The organism is Marinobacter sp. (assembly GCF_041687235.1).
Lineage (GTDB): Bacteria > Pseudomonadota > Gammaproteobacteria > Pseudomonadales > Oleiphilaceae > Marinobacter.
In genome coordinates, this window is record NZ_JAWLCH010000001.1 from 693595 (window position 1) to 713012 (window position 19418).

Consider the following 19418-nt stretch of genomic DNA (forward strand, 5'->3'; position numbering starts at 1 on the left):
AGCATGGCAACTCCCTTAGATGCACAGCCCGAGCTCCAGCTCCGCCCGCCCGGCCAGGTGATGAATCTGGTCCGGCTTGGAAGCCTCCACGCCAGTCGTTTGAGCTTTTGTCGCAGTCTGGTTCGCCAGATGGCAAGGGAGGACTGGACAGTCACCACGGTTCGTTTTGACCTTGATGCCGATGGTCATGGGGTTGTGATTTACCGCCTGAATACCCCGAACCACACCTATCATGGCGTGGTGTTCTCACAGCATCTGGATCCGGAACTCCGGTCTGACCGGGTGATTGCGGAGGCCTGGGATGTCACCTTTGCGCTGTTGGAAGGTGAAGTGGAAGACAGTCTTCTTGAGCAAATGGCGGCCAATGTGCCGCTGCAGGAGGCGGGTCGTCAACATCCTCGATTGCTGGTTTTATCGCGCGCCAACAAGAGCCTCAGGAACTTTGGTCACTTTGTTGATGCGCTGGCCGCCGGCCGCCAGCCTGATCCGGCCTGGCTGACACGGGTCGGTTACCTTTACCGCACAACCGCGGTCTACGGTAACGGCAAGTTCGGTATCGCGGATTATGCACGCCTGCAGAACAACCCGGATTTCAATCGGCCCTTCTCGGCGCAGATGTTTGCGGTCTACCTGTTGCGCCACTTTTCAGTGCAGCAGGTTGAGCATCTTGCCAGGAATCTTTCGCCGGAGCGGGCGGTTGCCCTGCATCCATCCTTGCAGCGTTATCTGGGCATCGGAAATTCCACAGGGCTTGGCATGGCGCCGTTTCTGATCAATCACCCTCAACTGATCCAGCAATGGGTGTACTGTCGTGAGCGGGCTCTGGCCTATGCCCGTGAACAATTGCCCGATGACGCCAGCCGGCGTGAACTTTTGGCGTTGCTAAAAAGGGCCCACAGGCACTTTCTGGAGACTGTCACCGAGGATCCCGAGCAGACCCGGCGCAATGAGGCGACCGTTGTCTCCATTGATTCAGTTATCGAATGGCTGGAAAGAACCCCGGCCACTCCGACCCTGTGGAGCGATCTGCTGGCCTGGGCAGACAAGCAGTGTTCACTGGAGGCCCAGGAACTGATCAATACCCTGCTTATCGAACTGTATCCGGATCTGATTGATGCCGTGGAGGATGAACTCGGCTGTGAGGAAATACTGGAACTACAACCGGAAATGCGGGCAGCAACGCTGAAGCAGGAAATTGAAGCCCGGTTTGCCTGGGCACTGGACTATGATCCTAAAAACCCGGACCACCAGTACTGGTTCTGGTACCGCTCTATCGAGAAAGAAGAACCGAGGCTCGGGGTGCGCGCACGCGAACCGGGCGCGGAAAAAGAAATGCCGCTTGCGATCGGGCCCCGGATTTATCGTACCCATCAATTGCTGGATGCCTTTCTCGACCGATCCCCCCGGGGTTCTGTAGTCGAGTTTCTGATGGCGCATCCCCGGCAGAAAGAGTGTGTGCGCCGGATCCAGACCATGGCCGCTACGCCTTATGGTGAAATCCAGGCAAATCTCTGGCACCGGGACATGAAGCCCATGCATCTTCTGAGAACGAAATTGTCGTTCTTCGGGGCCAGCCGGTTTGATCCTAAATCCGACCGTTGGGTGAGAGTGACCATGTTCCAGGGTGCGCCCCTGTTCTGTGAGCTTTTCAGTGATCACGGCACCGACAAGGCGCGACTCGCCGAGCTGGACGACTGGAGCTTTCCCGTGGAACCGGAGCTGGACCTGCCATGAAAGTCTCCTTCAATGAACTTCAGGGTATAGGCAGGAAAGCGTTTATCGGAATCGGTTTTGCCGAGGGTGATGCCATCGACGCCGCTGAAATGGTCGCCTGGATGGAAGCCCATGGCCTGGGCGGGGTCGAAGCGCTGAAAAAAGGTCTCAGGTTTCTTTTGGCTGAGGATCATAACGAGTCGCCAACCCTGGTCTACCAGGATGAAGACTTCAGCGTTCTTGATGCCCACAGCCATAGTATTCTCGGCAACGCGAGCCTTGCTGTGGAACTGGGGTATGCCAGGGCCCGCGGGCGAGGTCTGTCGGTCACCAAGATTCGCCACTGCCACAATCGCATTCTGATTATTGGCTATCTTTCGCGGCTTGCGCGCCGGGGCATGAATGTCACGGCCTTCTGGCGCAATGCTCATGACCCGCTCACAGAACTGGTGGTCGGGTTCAAGGCGGGGCACCCGGTTCCCGAGATCTGCCTCTACAGTCTGGAGAATACGCCCGACGACACCGAGAAAAACGATGGCATCACCCTGATCATGGCGAACCACGTTGATTTACTGCCAAGCCTGCGCTCGGAATACGAGTTGACCAACCTGATGCGACAGACCGAAGAGGATCTCGAAAGGCAGAGAGACAGAGCGCTGGTCGAGGGCATGGATGTTGACGATGAGCTCTGGCACAACCTGAAATCCCTGGCCGATCGGCTTCTGGTTGAGGCAACCGATGCTTCCCGAAGCGGTGCCGGTGCAGGCACCAGTGATAACGACTGAATAGAGAAACACAACATGACCGCAGCCAGCACAATTACCCCAGTTGCTACACAACTGCCGCGCTCCAAGGCTCCCCTCGAATGGGCCGTTACCGCCAATGGCATTCTCTTTACCGCTCAGATTCCAATCGACGCCAGTGGTCAGGTGGTGGCAGGCGGCATCGAATCCCAGGCCAGGCAAACCATGGAAAACCTCAAACATACCCTTGAATGCGCCGGCGGCGGCATGGCCAGCCTGACTCAGGCGCTCATCTACGTGACCGATAGGGCTCATCTTGCCACGGTAAACCAGGTTTATGCCGAGTACGTGGCTTCGCCTTATCCGAATCGGGCTGCAATTATTGTCTCGGGGTTTGCGCGGGAAGAAATGCTGGTGGAGATTGTGGCGTATGCCGCGACGTAGCTCAGTACGCCCCGCGTATAAGATCAATCCCCGGCGTCAGAACCTCCCGCCACGCTGAATCCAGTTCAGGGGTGTACTCCGGATCATGAAGGCGCACAGTCTTCATGAGCGAATCCAGCCATAGGGAGTACCACTCAGGCTTGATGTTGTATTGCGAGCGGTTGTGGCTCTCGCCAAGCGCTTTCAGCTTTCGGTCTGACATGCCGCGAGCGTGAAGGATTAACTGCATGATGCCGTTGCGCAGGAGATGACGTTGCGCGCCCATATCCGTATTCGCGAACCGATCCTTGATAATGCTCGAACTGGCCATGAAGGAGTCATAGAAGTCGACGAAGAAGGCATCTCGGTTGCAGCAGCGTCCGTAGCTCTGAAAGACGAGGTCCGTTTTGTTCATTTGCAGTAAGTGTCCTTGCCTGATCTGTCACTGATGAAATCGAGCCGCGAGGATACTCGGCAAAATGAACACTTTCAGTTGACATTTGTTACTGGTTTTCCGAAATAACTGTCGCTGAATCAGTCATATGGCAGGCCTACGGGTTGCGTTTGCGATCCTCTTTCTTGAGTATGAGGGTCGACATTCGCTGATACAGCAAAGGAGGCGCTCCATGTCATTGAAAGACGAACTGATCAGAAAAGCAGAAGCACAACTTGAAGAGTGGGAAAAGCAAGCCGATTCCCTGAAAGCCCAGGCTAAAGCCAAAGAAGCGGAAGCCGAGAACGAGAAGGCCAGCGCGGATATCCAGCAGAGCGCCTCGGATGCGTTGCGTTCGGTCGAAGATAAAATCTCGGATGGCCGCAAAAAACTGGATGAGCTGAAGCAAAGTGGAGAAGACAATATCGATTCACTGCGCGAAAAACTCTCTGATCTGGTCGGTCCGGGAGACAAGCGTTAAGGTTATTGAAACTGGGTGTAGCAACGCTGTCGTTTGACCAGTAAATCCTGCCATTGTTCATGTCTGTGGTGGAGTTCATATTGCTCCATCACAGACATGAGTTTGCCGAGGTAGTCGCACTGACCTGAAGCCGGCAGCCACTCCTCCAGCCCTCGATTGTTACGTTTCTGCATGTCTTCTCGGGACAACCGAACCATATTATCTGGATCGTTCAGAAACTGTTCCCGAAGCCCATCGTCCCATCGAGCAGCACCCCATTTCTCGGCGTACGCCAGAGGTACCAGCTGAGCGGTCTCTTTGCTGGCCGACTGCGATTCTCCGGTTCCAATAAGCAAGCCTATGGCAAGAACAACTGTCGCGCTCAGCAGCAAAAGCGGTTGCGTCTTCATGTCATTCGCCCGATTGATGGCGGGCATCAGAATCTGGCGAGTGGGTAGTGTTGAGAGTGCAATAATGGCCAGCCAGATGGCGCTCCATAGATCGCTCCGCCAGACGAAGATGGCGGCCAGCAGCGAGGTGCCCATTACCAGCAAGTAGAACACCGGGAAGGCTCTTCGTATCGACGCGCCAGCGGTGTCCGGCGGCAATACTGTAAACAGGAAGCCGGCAAAACCTGCGGAATAAAGCACCATGCCGCCGAATAGGGCGGCGGTAAGAAGAAGTGCGACTGATTCCATCATGACCCACCTTGCTCGTGCGTTGAATACTCCAGAACCTACGAGCAGGTTGGGCAAAGGGCTTACCCGGATCCGGACAAAACTTTGTGACCTGAAAACTCCGAACTGCTGAAAACAACGTACGACATGATTCATTTGTAAAACAACGAGACTGGTCTGGAGCGGTTGAGAGTATGCCCGAGGGTCCGGAAATACGCCGCATGGTCGATGACATCGATAAAGCCGTGGGCGGCAAGACAGTGCAATCCGTGTTCTTTGCCTTTGAACACCTGAAAGCTTTCGAAAACGCCCTTTGCGGACGCAGAGTGGAGCGAGTGGAAGCTCGGAGTAAAGCCGTCCTGGTGTTTTTCGAAGCCACGGACGAAGACGGGCCCTGGTGTGTTTACAGTCATAACCAGCTCTACGGAAAGTGGCGGATCGGAAGGCCTGATGCGGAGCCGAAGACCAATCGGCAGCTGCGGTTTGCGGTTTTTGGTCCGAAGAAAGCCGCCCGGCTATACAGTGCCTCGGACATTCAACTGGTTCGGCCGGATGAACTGAACGAGGTTCCCTACCTCTCCCGGCTGGGACCGGATCCTCTCAATCAAGCAGTTGGAATAGATCAGCTTTTAGCCGTGTTCGGAGAAAAGCGTTTCCGTGGCCGAAACCTGGGCGGTCTGCTTCTGGATCAGGGATTTGTTGCCGGAATCGGCAATTATCTGCGCTCGGAAATCCTCTTCGAAGCAGGGATTTCGCCCTGGGCACGACCGCGTGATCTGGATGCCGATCAGCAGTCGAAATTGGCCGGGGCGATTCTGACCCTGGTACAGCGAACCTATCAGTTAAAGGGCATCACCAATTCGCCCGAGCGGGCGGACCGGCTCAAGCAGGAAGGATGGACGTTCGGGCAGCGCCGGCACATGGTGTTTAACCGCGATGGCGAACGCTGCCACGATTGCGCGTCGCCTCTTGTGAAAACCATGATGGCCAGCCGGCGGCTGTATTATTGCCCTGTGTGCCAGGGCGTGCCGGCTTAACCGAATTGTTCGGTACAGGCCCGTCCCAAACGATCGTGGACCGCCAGCCACTGGTTTTCCCTGGGCGGTAGTTCGATCACGATTCGATCGACGTTTGCCTCATCCATGGAGTGCATTGCGGTGTAGAGCATGCGGGCGTACTCGTTGGAGTCGGCGCTGAGCATGATGGACTCGGAGGCCAGTTCGCCCGGAGGAGATCGCCACCAGATAACGCCAATCTTTTCGCCTGCCGGGGTGACTTCCGGCAGTAGCGCGGCGAAGCGATCATTGGCCACTCCAACGGTGGGTGTGACCGGCTGGTAGTGGCGCTTTACGCTTCCCGGCACGGCCTGACTGGCAGCTTTGCCTGGCGCGAGCGTGATCCCCAGGCAGGCTTCGATATCGCTCTGTGCTATCTGCCCGGGTCGGGCGATGACCGGGGTGTCGCCGGTCAGGTCGATAATGGTGGATTCAATGCCTACCGAACAGTTCCCGCCATCCAGTACCGCCTCGATTTTCCCGGACAGGCCCGCGAGCACGTGCTCTGCGTTTGTCGGGCTGATCCTGCCGTAAGGATTTGCGGATGGGGCAACCAGATCTCGTCCAAGCCGCTCCATGGTTGCCAGCGTTGCCGGGTGCGCCGGCATCCTGACCGCCACGCCCGGATTACCGCCGGTAATGAAATCGCTGACGCCGCTTTTCTTTGGCAGCAGCAGCGTGAGCGGCCCGGGCCAGAATACCTTGATCAACTGGACGGCTGTCTGCGGGAGGTGATCGACCCAGAGCCTGATTCTGTCCGGTGAAGCAACATGGACAATAAGAGGGTGTCCGACCGGGCGTTGTTTCGCTTCAAAGACCTTTCTTACGGCTTGTTCGTTACTCGCGTCGGCCGCCAGGCCATAAACAGTTTCTGTCGGTACAGCCACGAGCTGGCCGGCAAGCAGGAGGCTGGCGGCCTGCTGAAGATGGTCTGCTCTTGTCGCATCCAGTTTGATTGTCGCGGGCATGGCGTTTCCTTAAAGAGACAAAAATCGTCAGACTCGAACGATTCCAATCCAGGCCCGGCAATCTACCCCCGATGGCTCGCGGTAAAAATCGATTATTCCAGTTTTAATGATCGAAAAAGAGGAGGGGTTGGGCACTGAATGTGGTTTCTTGTCCGATGTCTTGTTAAGCCAGACGAATCCGATAGCGGAGCACACCCGCGTTTTCTTCACGGATCCATTTGACCTGGTGGCCCGTGATCTCGCACAGAGCCTGCAAATCCTTTCGACCGCTGGGGTCATCGGCGAGAAACTCGACCTCTGTTCCGCTGGGTAAATCCCGGATCCGTTTTTTGAAACGCAGAATAGGAAGCGGGCATACCAGACCGACGGCGTCGATCTGGTATACCTCGGACTGATCAGTCAAGACGCACACTCTCGGCGCTGGTTTGTTCGGCTGAAGACCAGCCGAACTGGTTCAGAACAACCGGTGCCGCAAAGGCAATGACCAGAGCTGCGACAAATGCGGAAATCATGACCTTCACGGTGACTCTCCTTTGCCTTGTTTGGCCTCAACCTCGGCAACCCAAAGATCATGGTGCTGGCGGGCCCACTCGAGATCAACCTGGCCGTTGCCCATCGCGTCAAACGCCCCTTCCATACCGACCGAGCCGATATAGATGTGGGCAATAATGGCCAGCATCATCACGAACGCCACGATTGAGTGCCAGATATTGGCATATTGCATCTCTTCATGGGGCGCGAGATCGGTCGGGAAGCTGGTTCCCAGGACGCTGTTGATCACTCCGAAGGTGTCGGCAAACATCGGCATCTGGAACGGGAACAGCAGTGACAGCCCGGAAAGAGACACCGAGGCCCCCAGTATCATTACCGTCCAGAAGATGATTTTCTGACCGGCATTGAACTTCTTTGAAGACGGGTGGGATTTGGTAAAAATACCGCCACCTGCCTTCAGCCACTGCCAGTCCAGCTTGTTGGGGATGTTGTGGGCAACCCACATCACGAATGTCATCACCAGACCCAGCATAAAGGCCCAGGCTACATTGTTATGCAACCACTTTGATCCGGCGGCGAGTGTCGCGAAGGCATCAGGCCCCATGACAGGAATCAGGAAGCTTCTGCCCATGAGGGTTATCAGCCCGGTGAGACCAAGCGCAATAAAGGAGCCTGCCAGGAGCCAATGGCCGAATCGTTCAATGGCTTTGAATCGCTGAATCGTGGTGCCGGCAGGGCCACCATCGATCATGATTTTGCCGCGAACTAAGTAGAACACCACCAACAACGCTATGAATCCCAGAATTGCGCCGCCGCCGTACGTGATGATGGGGCCTTCCCGCAGTTTCCACCAGGGCATCCCGGCATCCTGGATAAGGACATCAGCCGCCGGCCCCCTCACTTGGGTTCTGGGGTCAATCTCGTTGTAGCGGATAGCGCGCCAGTTTTCGGAGTCAGAAACCCCGCCTCTGGTGCCCAGTTGGTCAGTGATTGGTGCTGCGCGGGACGGATCTCCCAGGTTCTCAGACCGGAAGGAATCGTCCATCTCCAGTTGTTTCTGGCGCCGCATGATATCTTCGAGGGTTTGAGCTCCCCCGGTTGCTGTACGATCAACCTCCGGGGCCTCTTGCGCCCAGGCAGGATTGAACAGCAGTGTCGCCAGTACCAGAGTGGCGGCACCCAATAGTTTTTTGTTCATTAGAGCGCTCCAACGGAATCACCAAGAAGAGTTCGTTGCCTCAATGCGCTCCGGGGCCCCGAGGGACCCCGGAACAGTCAGGTCAGCTTATGCACCCTTCTTCTCGTAAGCTGTGCCCCATCCCCAGGCGCCGGAACCGAAACCGCGGTTCACAATACGCTGGCGATAGATGTCCGCCACCTCGTTGCCGTCACCGGCCAACAGGGCTTTGGTCGAGCACATTTCCGCACAGAGGGGCAATTTGCCCTCGGCAATACGGTTGCGTCCGTATTTGGAAAACTCGGCTGTTGAATTGTCTTCTTCGGGGCCACCTGCACAGAAGGTGCATTTGTCCATCTTGCCCCGGCTGCCAAAGTTGCCCGCTTGCGGGAACTGGGGCGCGCCGAAGGGGCAAGCGTAGAAGCAGTACCCACAGCCGATACACAGGTCCTTGGAGTGCAGTACGATGCCGTCCTCGGTCTGGTAGAAGCAATCCACCGGGCAGACGGCCATACAAGGCGCATCTGAACAGTGCATGCAGGCTACCGAGATCGAGCGCTCGCCTGGCTTGCCATCTTCGATGGTAACCACGCGGCGACGGTTGATACCCCAGGGGACTTCGTTTTCATTCTTACAGGCCGTCACGCAAGCATTGCATTCGATGCAGCGTTCGGCATCGCAAAGGAATTTTGCGCGTGCTTGTCCTTCAAGTGCCATGGTCTACACCTCTTGTTATGCCGGCATAATCGAACACAGGGTGGCTTTGGTCTCTTGCATCTGCGTGACCGAGTCATACCCGTATGTTTGAACTGTGTTGGTGGATTCGCCCAGAACGATGGGGTCGGCGCCCTTGGGATACTTGTCCCGAAGGTCCTTGCCCTGATAATGCCCGCCGAAGTGGAACGGCATGAACGCCACACCTTCTCCGACACGTTCTGTCACCATGGCCTTGACCTTGATCCGCGCGCCTTCAGGACCGGAAACCCAGACGTCATTGCCGTCACGGATGTTCAGGTTGTTGGCATCCCGGGGGTTCACCTCAATGAACATGTCCTGCTGCAATTCCGCCAGCCAGGGGTTGGAGCGCGTTTCATCACCACCACCCTCATACTCGACCAGACGACCGGAGGTGAGGATGATCGGGAACTCCTTGCTGAAGTCGTTCTTCTGGATTGACTCGTACAGCGTCGGCACCCGCCAGAAGGTCTTGTCTTCGTAGGTCGGATAATCCTCAACAAGATCACGGCGATTGGTGTACAGCGGTTCGCGGTGCAGGGGCACCGGATCCGGGAAGTTCCAGACTATGGCGCGGGCCTTGGCGTTACCAAAGGGTGCACACTCGTGTTTGATGGCAACACGCTGGATACCACCAGACAGGTCGGTCTTCCAGTTGGTTGCCGGACCGGCCACTGCATCAATACTGGCGCGCTCCTCCGCGGTCAGGTCGCCCTCCCAGCCCAGATCCATCAGCATCTGCATGGTGAATTCCGGGTAGCCGTCCTTGATCTCGGAATCCTTGGAGTAAACACCATCCGCCAGAATGTTCTGGCCGTTGTGCTCAACACCGAAGCGGGCACGGAACGTCAGACCGCCTTTGGAGACCGGAAGCGACATGTCGTACAGATTGGCTGTGCCCGGATGGTTCATCTCCGCTGTGCCCCAGCAGGGCCACGGCAGGCCGTAGAAATCACCATCACAAGGTCCACCAACTGCTCGCAGCGTGGTCTTGTCGAAGTGGTGCTGGTACTTCATGTGCTTCTGGAGGCGTTCAGGGGACTGGCCGGTGTAGCCGATGGTCCACATGCCTTTGTTGAACTCGCGGGTAATGTCCTCAATCGACGGCTCATCGCCTTCAATGGCGATGTTGCGGAACATGCGATCAGTGAAGCCGAATTTGTCGGCAAACAGCTTCATGATTTCGTGATCGACCTTGGAGTCGAACAGGGGCTCTATCACCTTTTCACGCCACTGGAGAGACCGGTTTGATGCGGTTACTGAACCTGTCGTCTCGAACTGGGTGGTTGTCGGCAGCAGGTAGGCGCCTTCTTTGCGATCATGCAGCACGGCGGAAACGGTCGGGAAGGGATCCACTACAACCAGCAGGTCGAGCTTCTCCATGGCTTCCTTCATTTCCGTCATCCGGGTCTGGGAGTTGGGCGCGTGGCCCCATAGCACCATAGCCCGGGTGTTGTCCGGCTGCTCCAGGTTTTCCTTGGCTTCCAGAACACCGTCAATCCAGCGGGATACGGGAATGCCCTTCTCGTTCATCATGGCCCGGGACTTGCCGTCTTTGTCCCACACGGCAAAGCGACCTTTCAGGTAGTCCAGGTCTTCCTCCCAGACTCGCGCCCAGTGGGCCCAGGAACCAGCGGCCAGACCATAGTAACCGGGCAGGGTATCGGCGAGGACGCCGAGGTCGGTAGCGCCCTGAACGTTGTCGTGGCCCCGGAAAATGTTGGTGCCACCACCGGCTACGCCCATGTTGCCAAGGGCCAGCTGGAGCACACAGTAAGCCCGGGTGTTGTTGTTCCCGTTGGTGTGCTGGGTACCACCCATACACCAGATAACCGTGCCGGGCCGGTTGTTGGCCAGAGTGCGGGCAACCCGCTCAAGCTGCGCGCCCGGTGCGCCGGTCACGCGTTCAACTTCCTCGGGGTTCCACCGCTTCACTTCTTCGCGAATGTCCTCCATGCCGTATACACGGGTCCGGATGAACTCTTTGTCTTCCCAGCCGTTTTCGAAGATGTGCCAGAGAATTCCCCACACCAGTGCAACATCCGAGCCCGGGCGGAAACGCACGAACTCGTCGGCATGGGCGGCTGTCCGTGTGAAACGCGGGTCGCAAACGATCAGCGGGGCGTTATTCTCTTCCTTCGCTTTCAGCACATGTAACAGCGACACCGGGTGCGCTTCGGCGGGGTTGCCCCCGATAATGAAGATCGCCTTGGACTTGTGAATGTCGTTGTAGGAGTTGGTCATCGCGCCGTAGCCCCAGGTATTGGCTACACCGGCTACGGTGGTGGAGTGACAGATACGGGCCTGGTGGTCCACGTTGTTGGTGCCCCAGTAGGCCGCGAATTTACGGAACAGGTAGGCCTGCTCGTTGTTGAACTTTGCGCTGCCAAGCCAGTAGACCGAATCGGGACCGCTTTGCTCGCGGATCTCCAGCATTTTGTCGCCGATTTCGTTGATGGCGGTGTCCCAGGTAATCTTCTGCCACTGACCGTTAACCAATTTCATGGGCGACTTGAGACGACGTTCGCCGTGGGCATGCTCCCGCACCGAAGCGCCTTTGGCGCAGTGCGCACCCATGTTGAAGGGGCTGTCCCAGCCCGGTTCCTGGCCGGTCCACACGCCATTCTGAACTTCGGCTTCCACGGTGCAGCCTACCGAGCAGTGCGTACAGACGGATTTCTTGACGACCACTTCCCCGCCACCGGTTGCCGGGGCTGCGGCTTCAACCCGTCCCGATGTCAGCGACAGTGCCGCCAGACCACCCACTGCCACGCCAGACGTTGTCAGGAACTGACGACGGTCCAGAGTCTTGGCAGCGAGAGAAGAAAGCAAAGAGCCTGCACGGGGGCCTTTCGCTACCCCGTTGGTCTTCTTCCTTAACATGTCGTATACCTCTCTCTTTTATTATTCTCGTTTTTTCGGAAAGCTGAGTCTCTCAAGGGCCTTTCGCAACCTCGATCAACTCAAATCCCCGTTAAAAGCGAGCCGATTCGAAATACTTACGTGTATGTTCGGTATCCCGTAAACCGCGGCTTTTCGGAACGTCTGTTCTGACGACCTCGGCTGCGGCGTTCGGTGCAACCGTCATGGCAACGGCAGCTGGCGCTGCGATTGCGGCCATTTGCAGGAAACGGCGACGGCTGTTTTCACGCTTCGGGTTGTCCATAGGACACCTCCCCCTGGGTTAAGGGATCGTCAGATCCCGGTTACTGAATTGCAAAGGCATCGGCTTCCACGGCCATGAAGGCTCGCCCAAGCGAGCCGACGGGCGCGTATAACACGGCGCTTTGCGCTTCTTCCAAATCAGTAAAAAACAAGGCCGCCCACTTCGCCATGTGGGCGTCAAAAAACGCTTTTTGCGACGCCAGTCCGCTATCGCAGGGAAATTCGCCGGTAATGATGCCCGCCATGATTTCACAGAGGGTCCCGATATGGTCCTCTGGCTCTTTGACATCACTACGGGCTTTGATGCCCCGGGACCTGAGGTCGGTTCTAAGCTCCGCCAGGGGCTTCTCGTTCAGGAAGCCGGTGAGGTAATAGCTGGCGTAAGGCAGCAGTTCGCCACGACCAAGACCGACAAACAGGTTGTTGTACTCCCGCTCGGCATCGTAGGGGTTGGTTCGTTCGGCGAGAGCAGCGAGGTTCTTGCAGGCGGCGCCCAGAGGGGTCTCATCACCCTGCAACGACGCCAACCCCTTTAACAATTCGCTCGAGGGAGGCTCTGCGAGCAGGACGCTCAGCAGTTGGTAGATCTGGGCCCGGGCACGATCTTCTTCGGAGATCGAACGGGGGCACTGGATTTCCGCAGTGTTACTCAATTCATGTTCCTTCTAATTATTATTTGCGGTCTGTCACACTATTCTAGTACACGTTTCTGAATAGTGGGGTAAACGGGCTTCATTTCGCTAATAGCTGAAATGTATTCAGCTAATAGTCAAAGCGCATCCGAGGGCGGAATCGTGGTTCCGGTTCCTCTTCTGACTGGCTGGTTTCTTCTTGAGCAAGTTGTTGCTCGGGAGGTTTCGTCGGCGTTGCCTGCTCCTCCAGCTCGGGGCTGGCCTCAGGTTCCGGCTCCTCGGCGATTGTCGAACCAGGCTCTGCCATTGATGAGATTGCCTGTTTTTCTGACTGATCATCCACTACGTCAGCGGCTTTTTTGGCTTTGTCGACGAGTCCCTCACCAACCTTGTACAGGGTTGTCACCGTCTGGCCCGCCGTCGAGGCCAGTGTGTAGTCCTCGTCGTAATCGTTGAGTCCATCCAGAACCGCGAGTACCGGGTTGGACTTCCAAAGCCCCCGTAGCGCCTTCCGGCGAAGGAACTCCGGAATTTCTTTGCGCATGAATCCGGTGATGTCGGTGCCCAGTTCAATCTTTTCCGGGTTTGGCAGGCCGTATTTTTCCAGCAACTCCTGTTCAGGCAATGCTTCGTTGATGGCCAGTTCCTGTTCCTCTGGAGTCGGTTCTGACTCAACAGCAGGAGGCGGGGACTGATCGGTTTGTTTGCCGGCTTCGGCTTTTTTGCGCGCCCAGCGCTGAAGACGTGATTCGGTCATCACTGAATTCTCGGTTTTTTGATGGTCGTGGGAGCACGGAAAACGTCGCTTTCCTGACGTATGCGGGGATCGCCCTTGGCGTCCTCAACACCATCAACGCGAATCTCGTCGCGACGGCGTTTCTTGAATGGCTCTTCGATGTAATGCATGTCGATGAACTCTTTGATCCAGGCCGCCAGGGACTCGGGTATAGGAACTGCCTCGACAATGCTCTCGCCGCTATCAAGGGCATCCAGCGCTTCATGGGCGCTGGCTGTGACGGTGCTGACGACCCAGCCGGAGGGCGACAGGCCCGTTACATCTCTGTCCATGATAATCCACACCGAAGGTACGGCCATGTTGAGAGAAACCAGATAGCCCTCAACATCGGCCCGGAACAGTTCCATCGTCACGGTGGCCGCGTGGTAATCGATGACCTCGCCTTCGTGAACCATCTCTTTCCAGAACGCTTCAGGTGCCCCTGGTATAACGGCAACCGGCTTCCAGATATGTTTTGCCCAGCGGGTAACGCCTGGAGACCGGCGAACGACAGCGCCGACCTTTAATTCACGTTTCCATTGATCTGTACGACTGCTCATGGTGTGTCTCTTTTTTGTTATAGCGTAAAGCTAGCAGGGCCAAAACAATTATCCAATTGTCCAAAAGTAAATGCCTGTGGCATGCTCGAAAAGCGATACAGTTACGTATACGTATAAAAACAACGAAAGAGTCAAACTCCTGATGACGGTATACAAGACCCTACTATTATGCAGCTGCGATAAATCACAGACCTTCGATTCAGAGGCCTTGCGTAAAGCCGCGGCCGCTGAGCAGGTGATTGCAGTTGATCAACTGTGTGGCACCGAAATGAGTGTTGCCGCCGAACATCTTGGCGCCAGCAATGACGTTCTCATAGCCTGCGGTCAGCAGGCGGCTCTGTTCGAGCGCCTTGCGGAGGACGTTTACGCTGAGACCCAGCATTCAGCGCCACTCCAGTCCATTGATATCCGGGATCGCGCCGGCTGGAGCGCGCCCGATGCGAAGCCCGAGCGCTTGCACGCCAAGCAGGCCGCCCTGATTGCTGCCGCCCAGCTGCCCGCGCCCATGGCACCTGCGAAAACCATCCAGTCCAGCGGCGTGTGCTGCATTGTGGGTCCCACCGAACAGGCTATAAGGATGGCCGGACTGGTGCAGGACGAACTGGGCGTGACCTGCGTTGTTAATGATGCAGGCCCCATCCAGCTGCCATCAGCCGCTTACGATGTGGCCAAGGGACAGCTGACCGGAGCCTATGGGGCGCTGGGCAACTTCAAACTGGAGTTTGCGCACCTTCAAGCACTGCATCCTGCCGGGCGCGGTGAGCTCGGTTATGAAGCAGCAAAGCCCACCGCTCGCAGCGAGTGCGATGTCTTCATCGACCTTCGTGGCGGCGCCCCGGCGTTTCCCAGTCACGAGAAGCGCAACGGTTATTTCTGGGCCGACCCGAACAAAAGCGGTGAGTTGGAGCGCATCGCCCTGACGGCCAGGGAAATGGTGGGTGAGTTCGAGAAAACCGTGTATTTCCGTCTGGAAGAGTCTCTTTGCGCGCACTCCCGGGCCAACAAGCCGGGCTGCACCCGCTGCCTGGATGTCTGCCCGACAGAGGCTATTTTTTCTCTCGGGGATCATATCCAGATTGATTCCGATATCTGCGCCGGCTGCGGCTCCTGCGCTGCTGTCTGCCCCACCTCTGCGGTCACCATGAATGAAACCCCGTTTGAGGCGCTGACCAAGGCCGTGGAAGTGATGGCCAGGGTTTACCGTGAGCACACCCACGAGTCTCCTCGCCTGGTGTTCCACACCCTGGGTGCGGGTACCGAAGCCATCGCCAACCTGGCCCGCTACGATAATGGCCTCGCGGATGATCTGATCCCGATGGGTCTGGAGCATGTCGACCGGATCGGCCACGCGGAAATCATGGCGGCGTTCGGCGCCGGCTACGCCGAGGTCCTGATCCTTGCGGACAACGAGATAGACCGTCGGGCGGTAACTGCCGAAGTGGAGCTGGCCCGGGCCATGCTCAAGGGTACCCACAACTCGCCGAGCCGGGTTCGGGTTATTTCCGCCATTGAGCTTTGTGATGCAGGCGACAATGCCGGTCGCGTGAGCGATCCCGTTCTGCTGGTAGGTGGCCGCCGGGATATCACCCGGGTGACCGTGGCCGCCATGTCCGACAAGATCGAAGAGCCGATTCCGCTGCCTGTGGGCGCGCCATACGGTGCCATCGAAATTGATTCCGACAAGTGCACGCTCTGTCTGGCTTGTGTATCACTATGCCCGACGGGTGCCCTTGGTGACCATCCGGATCGTCCGGAGGTCCAGTTCACGGAAAACGCCTGTGTCCAGTGCGGCATCTGCGAGAGCACCTGTCCTGAAACCGCCATCACCCTCAAGCCCCAGCTGGATGTGTCCAAGGCGGCGCTGAGTGCGCGGGCATTGCATGGCGAAGAGCCGTTCGAGTGCATCAAGTGCGGAACGCCGTTTGGCGTTGCCAGTACCATTAACCGAATCGTCGAGAAACTGGAAAACCAGCACTGGATGTACAAGAACTCTGATAACGTGCAGCTCATCAAGATGTGTGACGACTGTCGGGTCAAGGCCCAGTTCCACGGGGATTCCGCCCCCATGGCGGCCGGTGAACGCCCGCGGGTCCGCACCAGTGATGACTATCTGGACAGCTAACAACAACAGGACACACCATGGTTGAGTACACCGAAGTAGGAAAAAAGCCGAACCTGATCGGAACTGACGCCCCGCGGCCTCAGGACAAGAACCCCAGGGGCGTTGACCGGATCATCGCCATCGCCTCGGGTAAGGGCGGTGTTGGTAAATCGACTGTGTCGTCTAACCTGGCCGTTGCCCTGGCCTCGAAAGGACTCAAGGTCGGCCTGCTGGATGCCGACGTCTATGGCCCGAGCCAGCCTCGCATGTTGGGGGTTTCCGGTCGTCCGTCCAGTCCGGATGGAAGCACTATCCTGCCGCTGAGAAACCATGGCGTAACCCTGATGTCCCTGGGCCTGATGACACCGGATGATGAGGCTATTGTCTGGCGCGGGCCGATGCTGATGGGCGCCCTGCAACAGATGATGAACCAGGTGGAATGGGGGAGGCTGGATGTACTGCTGGTGGATCTGCCGCCGGGTACCGGTGATGTCCAGATGACCCTGAGCCAGAAATTCTTCGTCGCCGGCGCGGTTGTGGTTTCGACGCCTCAGGACATCGCCCTGATGGATGCCCGCAAGGGTATTGATATGTTCAAACGTATGGATGTGCCCCTGTTTGGAATTATTGAAAACATGGCCTCGTTTATTTGCGATGGTTGCGGTAAAGAGCACCATCCGTTCGGACACGGTGGTGCGCGGGCAGAGGCTGAAAAACTGGGCGCGCCGTTCCTGGGTGAGATCCCGCTCGATCTCGATATCCGTATCGGTTCGGACGGTGGTGTCCCGATTGTGGTGTCCAAGCCGGACAGCCCTCAGGCGCAGGCTTTCCAGCGCATCGCTGACGAAATCGTTGCCTCTGACGTCTACGCCCGGGCCATCCAATGATCGATTCACCCCAGTTCCCACCGTTACTGACCGGAGAGGTGGTGCCCCGGCACACCGACCCTTTTGACAAGGCTGTGAGCCGGGCAATTGCCGGTGTCGATTCCGGCACGGTGTTCTACTCCGAGCAAGGCGACAGCCTGCGTGCGGCCCTGGTTCTGGCGCCGGAAACACCCCTGGAAGAAGCCATCCAGGCGGTTTATGTCGCCCAGGTTGGCCTGGCTGAGAGTCTTGGCGCTCTGGCCCCGCCCGAAGTCCCTGTGCACTTTCAATGGCCCGACCGTATCAAAGTCAATGGTGCCCTTTGCGGAAGCGTTCGTTTCGCTGCGGATGTTTCTGACCCGAAGGCGAGGCCCAACTGGCTGGCCATCGGCATTGAGGTGCCTTTCATTCCGATGACGGACCAGCCGGGAGAAAATCCGGACGAAACCTGTCTGTACGAAGAAGGCTGCGTTGAAATCACGCCTATGGCGTTGTTGGAAAGCTGGTCCAAACACACGCTGTTGTGGCTGACCTATTATATGGACAGCGGCTTCGAGCGAGTGCATAACGAGTGGCGGCCCCGTTGTGACACCTTGGGCAAGACAATCGAGCGGCCCCGGCCCGGCATTTTTGTTGGCCTGGATGAAAAAGGCCGGATGCTGTTGCGCCAGGATGTGATGACCGAGACATTGAGCCTGATTGAATTCGCGGAGCATGTATGAAGCTGGCCCGAACCCTGCAATTGGACATATCGGACGAAAACGTATTTGAAAAGCCTGCGCCCAGCGGCGAATGGGCGATTTCCGGTGGCTTCGAATTTTCCAACTGGACCGAATCAGACCTGAAGGGGAAAGCCCGCCAGGCATTTACGAATGGCTGGTACAGCATTGAGTCTGGCGGCCGCGCCAGTTTCGTGGGTGTATGCAATATCACTGAACCGGAACTGGAGCAGGTGCGCCGGACCCTCGCGCAAACCTTTGTTGACCATTACGGCGCACCGGATATCGAGGCTGCCTATCCGGTGGCCTGTGAAGAAATCGATCAGATGCGCAACATGTGTGAAGATTTCGAGGACAACACCTTGCTAATGGTCAGCCGCACGTTGACCGAGCTGGGTGTCGAGGAAACCTATCGTTCCCGGGGTCCGCAGGATGCCTCACTGGAGGCCTTTGCGGTTCACGGCAGCGTTGACTGATTACAGTCCGAAGCTGCCGTAAGGAATAAACCGCACGGAGGTACCCGGCTCTATCTGTTGGGCACTCTCATCCAGTTCCACCAGCCCCTCGGACCAGGCCAGACCGGTTACCCTGCCGGAGCCCTCCGAGCCGAATACCTCGACTTTTCCGTCCCGGACCCGCGCTCGCAGCATCTCGCTGCGCCCGGGCTTTTTGTTTTTGGAAAAGTTAGCCGGCATTTCATAGCTCTGGGGCTCGAACCATTCCGCTCCCGCTAACAGCGCCATGGCCGGGGCGCCAAACCTCAGGGCGCAAACCCAGGCGGCCACCGGGTTGCCCGGCAAGCCCACCACCGGTGTTCCCTGGAACATGGCGAGGGCCAATGGTCGGCCCGGTTTGATGGCAATGCGCCAGTTACTGATCTCGCCATGTGCTTTCAATGTTTTTGACACGTGATCTTCGTCGCCGGCGGACACGCCGCCGCTGGTCAGGATCAGGTCGCAGTGTTCCGCGCCGCGCTCAAGCGCCGCTTTCACCTCTTCGGCCCGGTCAAGCACGTGGCCAAGATCCACGAGTTCGTAGCCCAGTTGCGAGATCAGGGCGCTGAGCATCGGCCGGTTGGCGTCGTAGATCTGCCAGTCGGTAACCGTTGCGCCGACCGGTTTCACCTCATCACCCGTGGACAGCACACCAACCCGCAGTCGTTGATAGACGTCGACGGATTCCACGCCCACGCTGGCCAGCACGGAAATCTGGGTCGGGCTCAGGCGGGTTCCGGCTGTGAGGATCCTGTCCTGTGCTTTTATGTCTTCACCGGCTTTGCGGGCATTGGCGCCTGCTTTTAGCGTGCCGTTCAAATGCAGCTGACCATCCCTGACGTCGCAGTCTTCCTCCAGAACCACGGTATCCGTGCCGGCTGGAATGACCGCCCCGGTCAGAATCCGGATCGCATGGCCTTCCGGCACCTGTCCCATGTAAGGCTCACCGGCGGCGCTGCGGCCATCTACCAGCGGCAGTGTGCAGGGCACGTCTGTCACCGGTCCGGCCAGGGCATAGCCGTCGACGGCCGAATTGTTACTTGGGGGATGAGCCCGAGGCGCATAGACATCGCTTGCCAGGATGCGGCCGTTTACCTGAGAGAGCGGAACGGCGCGCTCAATCTCCACCACAGGATGTAACCGAGAACGCAAACGCTCAAGGGCCTCTTCAACCGGGGTCCAGTTGACGCCGGGGGGCAGGGCAAAGCAGTCGTTGCGAAGCGGTCTCAT

Annotated in this window: 22 protein-coding genes; 9 read left to right on the top strand and 13 right to left on the bottom strand. The window is 57.7% G+C overall.

Going from position 1 to position 19418, the window contains the following annotated elements:
- The first annotated feature begins 3 nt into the window (after window positions 1-3).
- The 3 genes from ACESMK_RS03005 to ACESMK_RS03015 are packed head-to-tail and all read left to right on the top strand — an operon-like array spanning window position 4 to window position 2900.
- A complete protein-coding gene (locus ACESMK_RS03005) occupies window positions 4-1734 on the top strand; it encodes a hypothetical protein (protein WP_372995129.1) in 1731 nt (576 codons plus the stop codon).
- Window positions 1731-2498 carry a DUF3726 domain-containing protein gene (locus ACESMK_RS03010; protein ID WP_372995131.1) on the top strand — a complete coding sequence of 256 codons (768 nt, stop codon included), beginning with the start codon at window positions 1731-1733 and terminating at the stop codon, window positions 2496-2498. Before ACESMK_RS03005 ends, ACESMK_RS03010 begins: the two co-directional genes overlap by 4 nt.
- 15 nt (window positions 2499-2513) lie before the next feature.
- A complete protein-coding gene (locus tag ACESMK_RS03015; RefSeq protein ID WP_372995133.1) occupies window positions 2514-2900 on the top strand; it encodes a RidA family protein in 387 nt (128 codons plus the stop codon).
- 1 nt (window position 2901) lies between these two features.
- On the opposite strand, the gene ACESMK_RS03020 is transcribed toward ACESMK_RS03015, so the two are convergent.
- On the bottom strand, window positions 2902-3294 hold the full coding sequence (locus ACESMK_RS03020) for a globin (protein WP_372995135.1): 393 nt from the start codon (window positions 3292-3294) through the stop codon (window positions 2902-2904).
- Between the two features lie 211 nt (window positions 3295-3505).
- Between ACESMK_RS03020 and ACESMK_RS03025 the strand changes: the two genes are divergently transcribed.
- Window positions 3506-3793: a hypothetical protein gene (locus ACESMK_RS03025; RefSeq protein WP_372995137.1), complete on the top strand. Its 288-nt coding sequence runs from the start codon at window positions 3506-3508 to the stop codon at window positions 3791-3793.
- Window positions 3794-3795: 2 nt separating this feature from the next.
- Here the strand turns inward: ACESMK_RS03025 and ACESMK_RS03030 are convergent, their stop codons facing one another.
- Window positions 3796-4473, bottom strand: a complete 678-nt coding sequence (locus ACESMK_RS03030; RefSeq protein ID WP_372995138.1) for a DUF4149 domain-containing protein — start codon at window positions 4471-4473, stop codon at window positions 3796-3798.
- A gap of 170 nt (window positions 4474-4643) precedes the next feature.
- Between ACESMK_RS03030 and nei the strand changes: the two genes are divergently transcribed.
- Window positions 4644-5486, top strand: a complete 843-nt coding sequence (nei, locus tag ACESMK_RS03035; RefSeq protein WP_372995140.1) for an endonuclease VIII — start codon at window positions 4644-4646, stop codon at window positions 5484-5486.
- On the opposite strand, the gene ACESMK_RS03040 is transcribed toward nei, so the two are convergent.
- The 10 genes from ACESMK_RS03040 to ACESMK_RS03085 form a co-directional block, all read right to left on the bottom strand.
- Complete coding sequence (locus ACESMK_RS03040; RefSeq protein ID WP_372995142.1) at window positions 5483-6472, bottom strand: L-threonylcarbamoyladenylate synthase; 990 nt, start codon at window positions 6470-6472, stop codon at window positions 5483-5485. The two genes, nei and ACESMK_RS03040, sit on opposite strands and share 4 nt — an antisense overlap.
- A 163-nt stretch (window positions 6473-6635) precedes the next feature.
- The gene (locus ACESMK_RS03045) at window positions 6636-6875 is read right to left on the bottom strand and encodes a sulfurtransferase TusA family protein (RefSeq protein ID WP_372995144.1); all 240 of its coding nucleotides are present in this window, start codon (window positions 6873-6875) and stop codon (window positions 6636-6638) included.
- Window positions 6868-6993, bottom strand: coding sequence for a hypothetical protein (locus ACESMK_RS03050; RefSeq protein ID WP_372995441.1), 126 nt, complete (start codon window positions 6991-6993; stop codon window positions 6868-6870). The genes ACESMK_RS03045 and ACESMK_RS03050 overlap by 8 nt, the downstream gene beginning before the upstream one ends.
- Complete coding sequence (locus tag ACESMK_RS03055; RefSeq protein ID WP_372995146.1) at window positions 6990-8162, bottom strand: formate dehydrogenase subunit gamma; 1173 nt, start codon at window positions 8160-8162, stop codon at window positions 6990-6992. Before ACESMK_RS03055 ends, ACESMK_RS03050 begins: the two co-directional genes overlap by 4 nt.
- Window positions 8163-8249: 87 nt before the next feature.
- Window positions 8250-8858: a formate dehydrogenase FDH3 subunit beta gene (fdh3B, locus tag ACESMK_RS03060; RefSeq protein WP_372995148.1), complete on the bottom strand. Its 609-nt coding sequence runs from the start codon at window positions 8856-8858 to the stop codon at window positions 8250-8252.
- Between the two features lie 15 nt (window positions 8859-8873).
- Entirely contained in the window at window positions 8874-11759 is a 2886-nt protein-coding gene (locus ACESMK_RS03065) for a formate dehydrogenase subunit alpha (protein ID WP_372995150.1), read from the bottom strand.
- Window positions 11760-11850: 91 nt separating this feature from the next.
- Complete coding sequence (locus tag ACESMK_RS03070) at window positions 11851-12042, bottom strand: twin-arginine translocation signal domain-containing protein (protein WP_372995152.1); 192 nt, start codon at window positions 12040-12042, stop codon at window positions 11851-11853.
- A 40-nt stretch (window positions 12043-12082) separates the two neighbouring features.
- Window positions 12083-12694, bottom strand: a complete 612-nt coding sequence (locus tag ACESMK_RS03075; RefSeq protein ID WP_372995154.1) for a molecular chaperone — start codon at window positions 12692-12694, stop codon at window positions 12083-12085.
- A 109-nt stretch (window positions 12695-12803) separates the two neighbouring features.
- On the bottom strand, window positions 12804-13430 hold the full coding sequence (locus tag ACESMK_RS03080; RefSeq protein WP_372995156.1) for a DUF3306 domain-containing protein: 627 nt from the start codon (window positions 13428-13430) through the stop codon (window positions 12804-12806).
- Window positions 13430-14008, bottom strand: coding sequence for a DUF3305 domain-containing protein (locus ACESMK_RS03085; protein WP_372995158.1), 579 nt, complete (start codon window positions 14006-14008; stop codon window positions 13430-13432). Before ACESMK_RS03085 ends, ACESMK_RS03080 begins: the two co-directional genes overlap by 1 nt.
- Window positions 14009-14150: 142 nt before the next feature.
- Here ACESMK_RS03085 and ACESMK_RS03090 point away from each other — a divergent pair, with 142 nt between their 5' ends.
- The 4 genes from ACESMK_RS03090 to ACESMK_RS03105 are packed head-to-tail and all read left to right on the top strand — an operon-like array spanning window position 14151 to window position 18170.
- Window positions 14151-16130 (top strand): 4Fe-4S binding protein, encoded by a 1980-nt coding sequence (locus ACESMK_RS03090; protein ID WP_372995160.1) that lies wholly within the window; start codon window positions 14151-14153, stop codon window positions 16128-16130.
- Between the two features lie 17 nt (window positions 16131-16147).
- The gene (locus tag ACESMK_RS03095) at window positions 16148-16996 is read left to right on the top strand and encodes an Mrp/NBP35 family ATP-binding protein (RefSeq protein ID WP_372995162.1); all 849 of its coding nucleotides are present in this window, start codon (window positions 16148-16150) and stop codon (window positions 16994-16996) included.
- A complete protein-coding gene (locus tag ACESMK_RS03100; protein WP_372995164.1) occupies window positions 16993-17697 on the top strand; it encodes a biotin/lipoate--protein ligase family protein in 705 nt (234 codons plus the stop codon). Before ACESMK_RS03095 ends, ACESMK_RS03100 begins: the two co-directional genes overlap by 4 nt.
- Window positions 17694-18170 carry a DUF6505 family protein gene (locus ACESMK_RS03105; protein WP_372995166.1) on the top strand — a complete coding sequence of 159 codons (477 nt, stop codon included), beginning with the start codon at window positions 17694-17696 and terminating at the stop codon, window positions 18168-18170. The genes ACESMK_RS03100 and ACESMK_RS03105 overlap by 4 nt, the downstream gene beginning before the upstream one ends.
- Here the strand turns inward: ACESMK_RS03105 and glp are convergent, their stop codons facing one another.
- Window positions 18171-19418, bottom strand: a complete 1248-nt coding sequence (glp, locus tag ACESMK_RS03110) for a gephyrin-like molybdotransferase Glp (protein WP_372995168.1) — start codon at window positions 19416-19418, stop codon at window positions 18171-18173. It abuts the gene before it with no gap.

Coding starts and splice junctions, on each gene's coding strand:
- ACESMK_RS03005 (WP_372995129.1), top strand. CDS start 4: ATGGCAACTCCCTTAGATGCACAGCCCGAGCTCCAGCTCCGCCCGCCC.
- ACESMK_RS03010 (WP_372995131.1), top strand. CDS start 1,731: ATGAAAGTCTCCTTCAATGAACTTCAGGGTATAGGCAGGAAAGCGTTT.
- ACESMK_RS03015 (WP_372995133.1), top strand. CDS start 2,514: ATGACCGCAGCCAGCACAATTACCCCAGTTGCTACACAACTGCCGCGC.
- ACESMK_RS03020 (WP_372995135.1), bottom strand. CDS start 3,294: ATGAACAAAACGGACCTCGTCTTTCAGAGCTACGGACGCTGCTGCAAC.
- ACESMK_RS03025 (WP_372995137.1), top strand. CDS start 3,506: ATGTCATTGAAAGACGAACTGATCAGAAAAGCAGAAGCACAACTTGAA.
- ACESMK_RS03030 (WP_372995138.1), bottom strand. CDS start 4,473: ATGATGGAATCAGTCGCACTTCTTCTTACCGCCGCCCTATTCGGCGGC.
- nei (WP_372995140.1), top strand. CDS start 4,644: ATGCCCGAGGGTCCGGAAATACGCCGCATGGTCGATGACATCGATAAA.
- ACESMK_RS03040 (WP_372995142.1), bottom strand. CDS start 6,472: ATGCCCGCGACAATCAAACTGGATGCGACAAGAGCAGACCATCTTCAG.
- ACESMK_RS03055 (WP_372995146.1), bottom strand. CDS start 8,162: ATGAACAAAAAACTATTGGGTGCCGCCACTCTGGTACTGGCGACACTG.
- fdh3B (WP_372995148.1), bottom strand. CDS start 8,858: ATGGCACTTGAAGGACAAGCACGCGCAAAATTCCTTTGCGATGCCGAA.
- ACESMK_RS03065 (WP_372995150.1), bottom strand. CDS start 11,759: ATGTTAAGGAAGAAGACCAACGGGGTAGCGAAAGGCCCCCGTGCAGGC.
- ACESMK_RS03070 (WP_372995152.1), bottom strand. CDS start 12,042: ATGGACAACCCGAAGCGTGAAAACAGCCGTCGCCGTTTCCTGCAAATG.
- ACESMK_RS03080 (WP_372995156.1), bottom strand. CDS start 13,430: ATGACCGAATCACGTCTTCAGCGCTGGGCGCGCAAAAAAGCCGAAGCC.
- ACESMK_RS03085 (WP_372995158.1), bottom strand. CDS start 14,008: ATGAGCAGTCGTACAGATCAATGGAAACGTGAATTAAAGGTCGGCGCT.
- ACESMK_RS03090 (WP_372995160.1), top strand. CDS start 14,151: ATGACGGTATACAAGACCCTACTATTATGCAGCTGCGATAAATCACAG.
- ACESMK_RS03095 (WP_372995162.1), top strand. CDS start 16,148: ATGGTTGAGTACACCGAAGTAGGAAAAAAGCCGAACCTGATCGGAACT.
- ACESMK_RS03100 (WP_372995164.1), top strand. CDS start 16,993: ATGATCGATTCACCCCAGTTCCCACCGTTACTGACCGGAGAGGTGGTG.
- ACESMK_RS03105 (WP_372995166.1), top strand. CDS start 17,694: ATGAAGCTGGCCCGAACCCTGCAATTGGACATATCGGACGAAAACGTA.
- glp (WP_372995168.1), bottom strand. CDS start 19,418: ATGAGACCGCTTCGCAACGACTGCTTTGCCCTGCCCCCCGGCGTCAAC.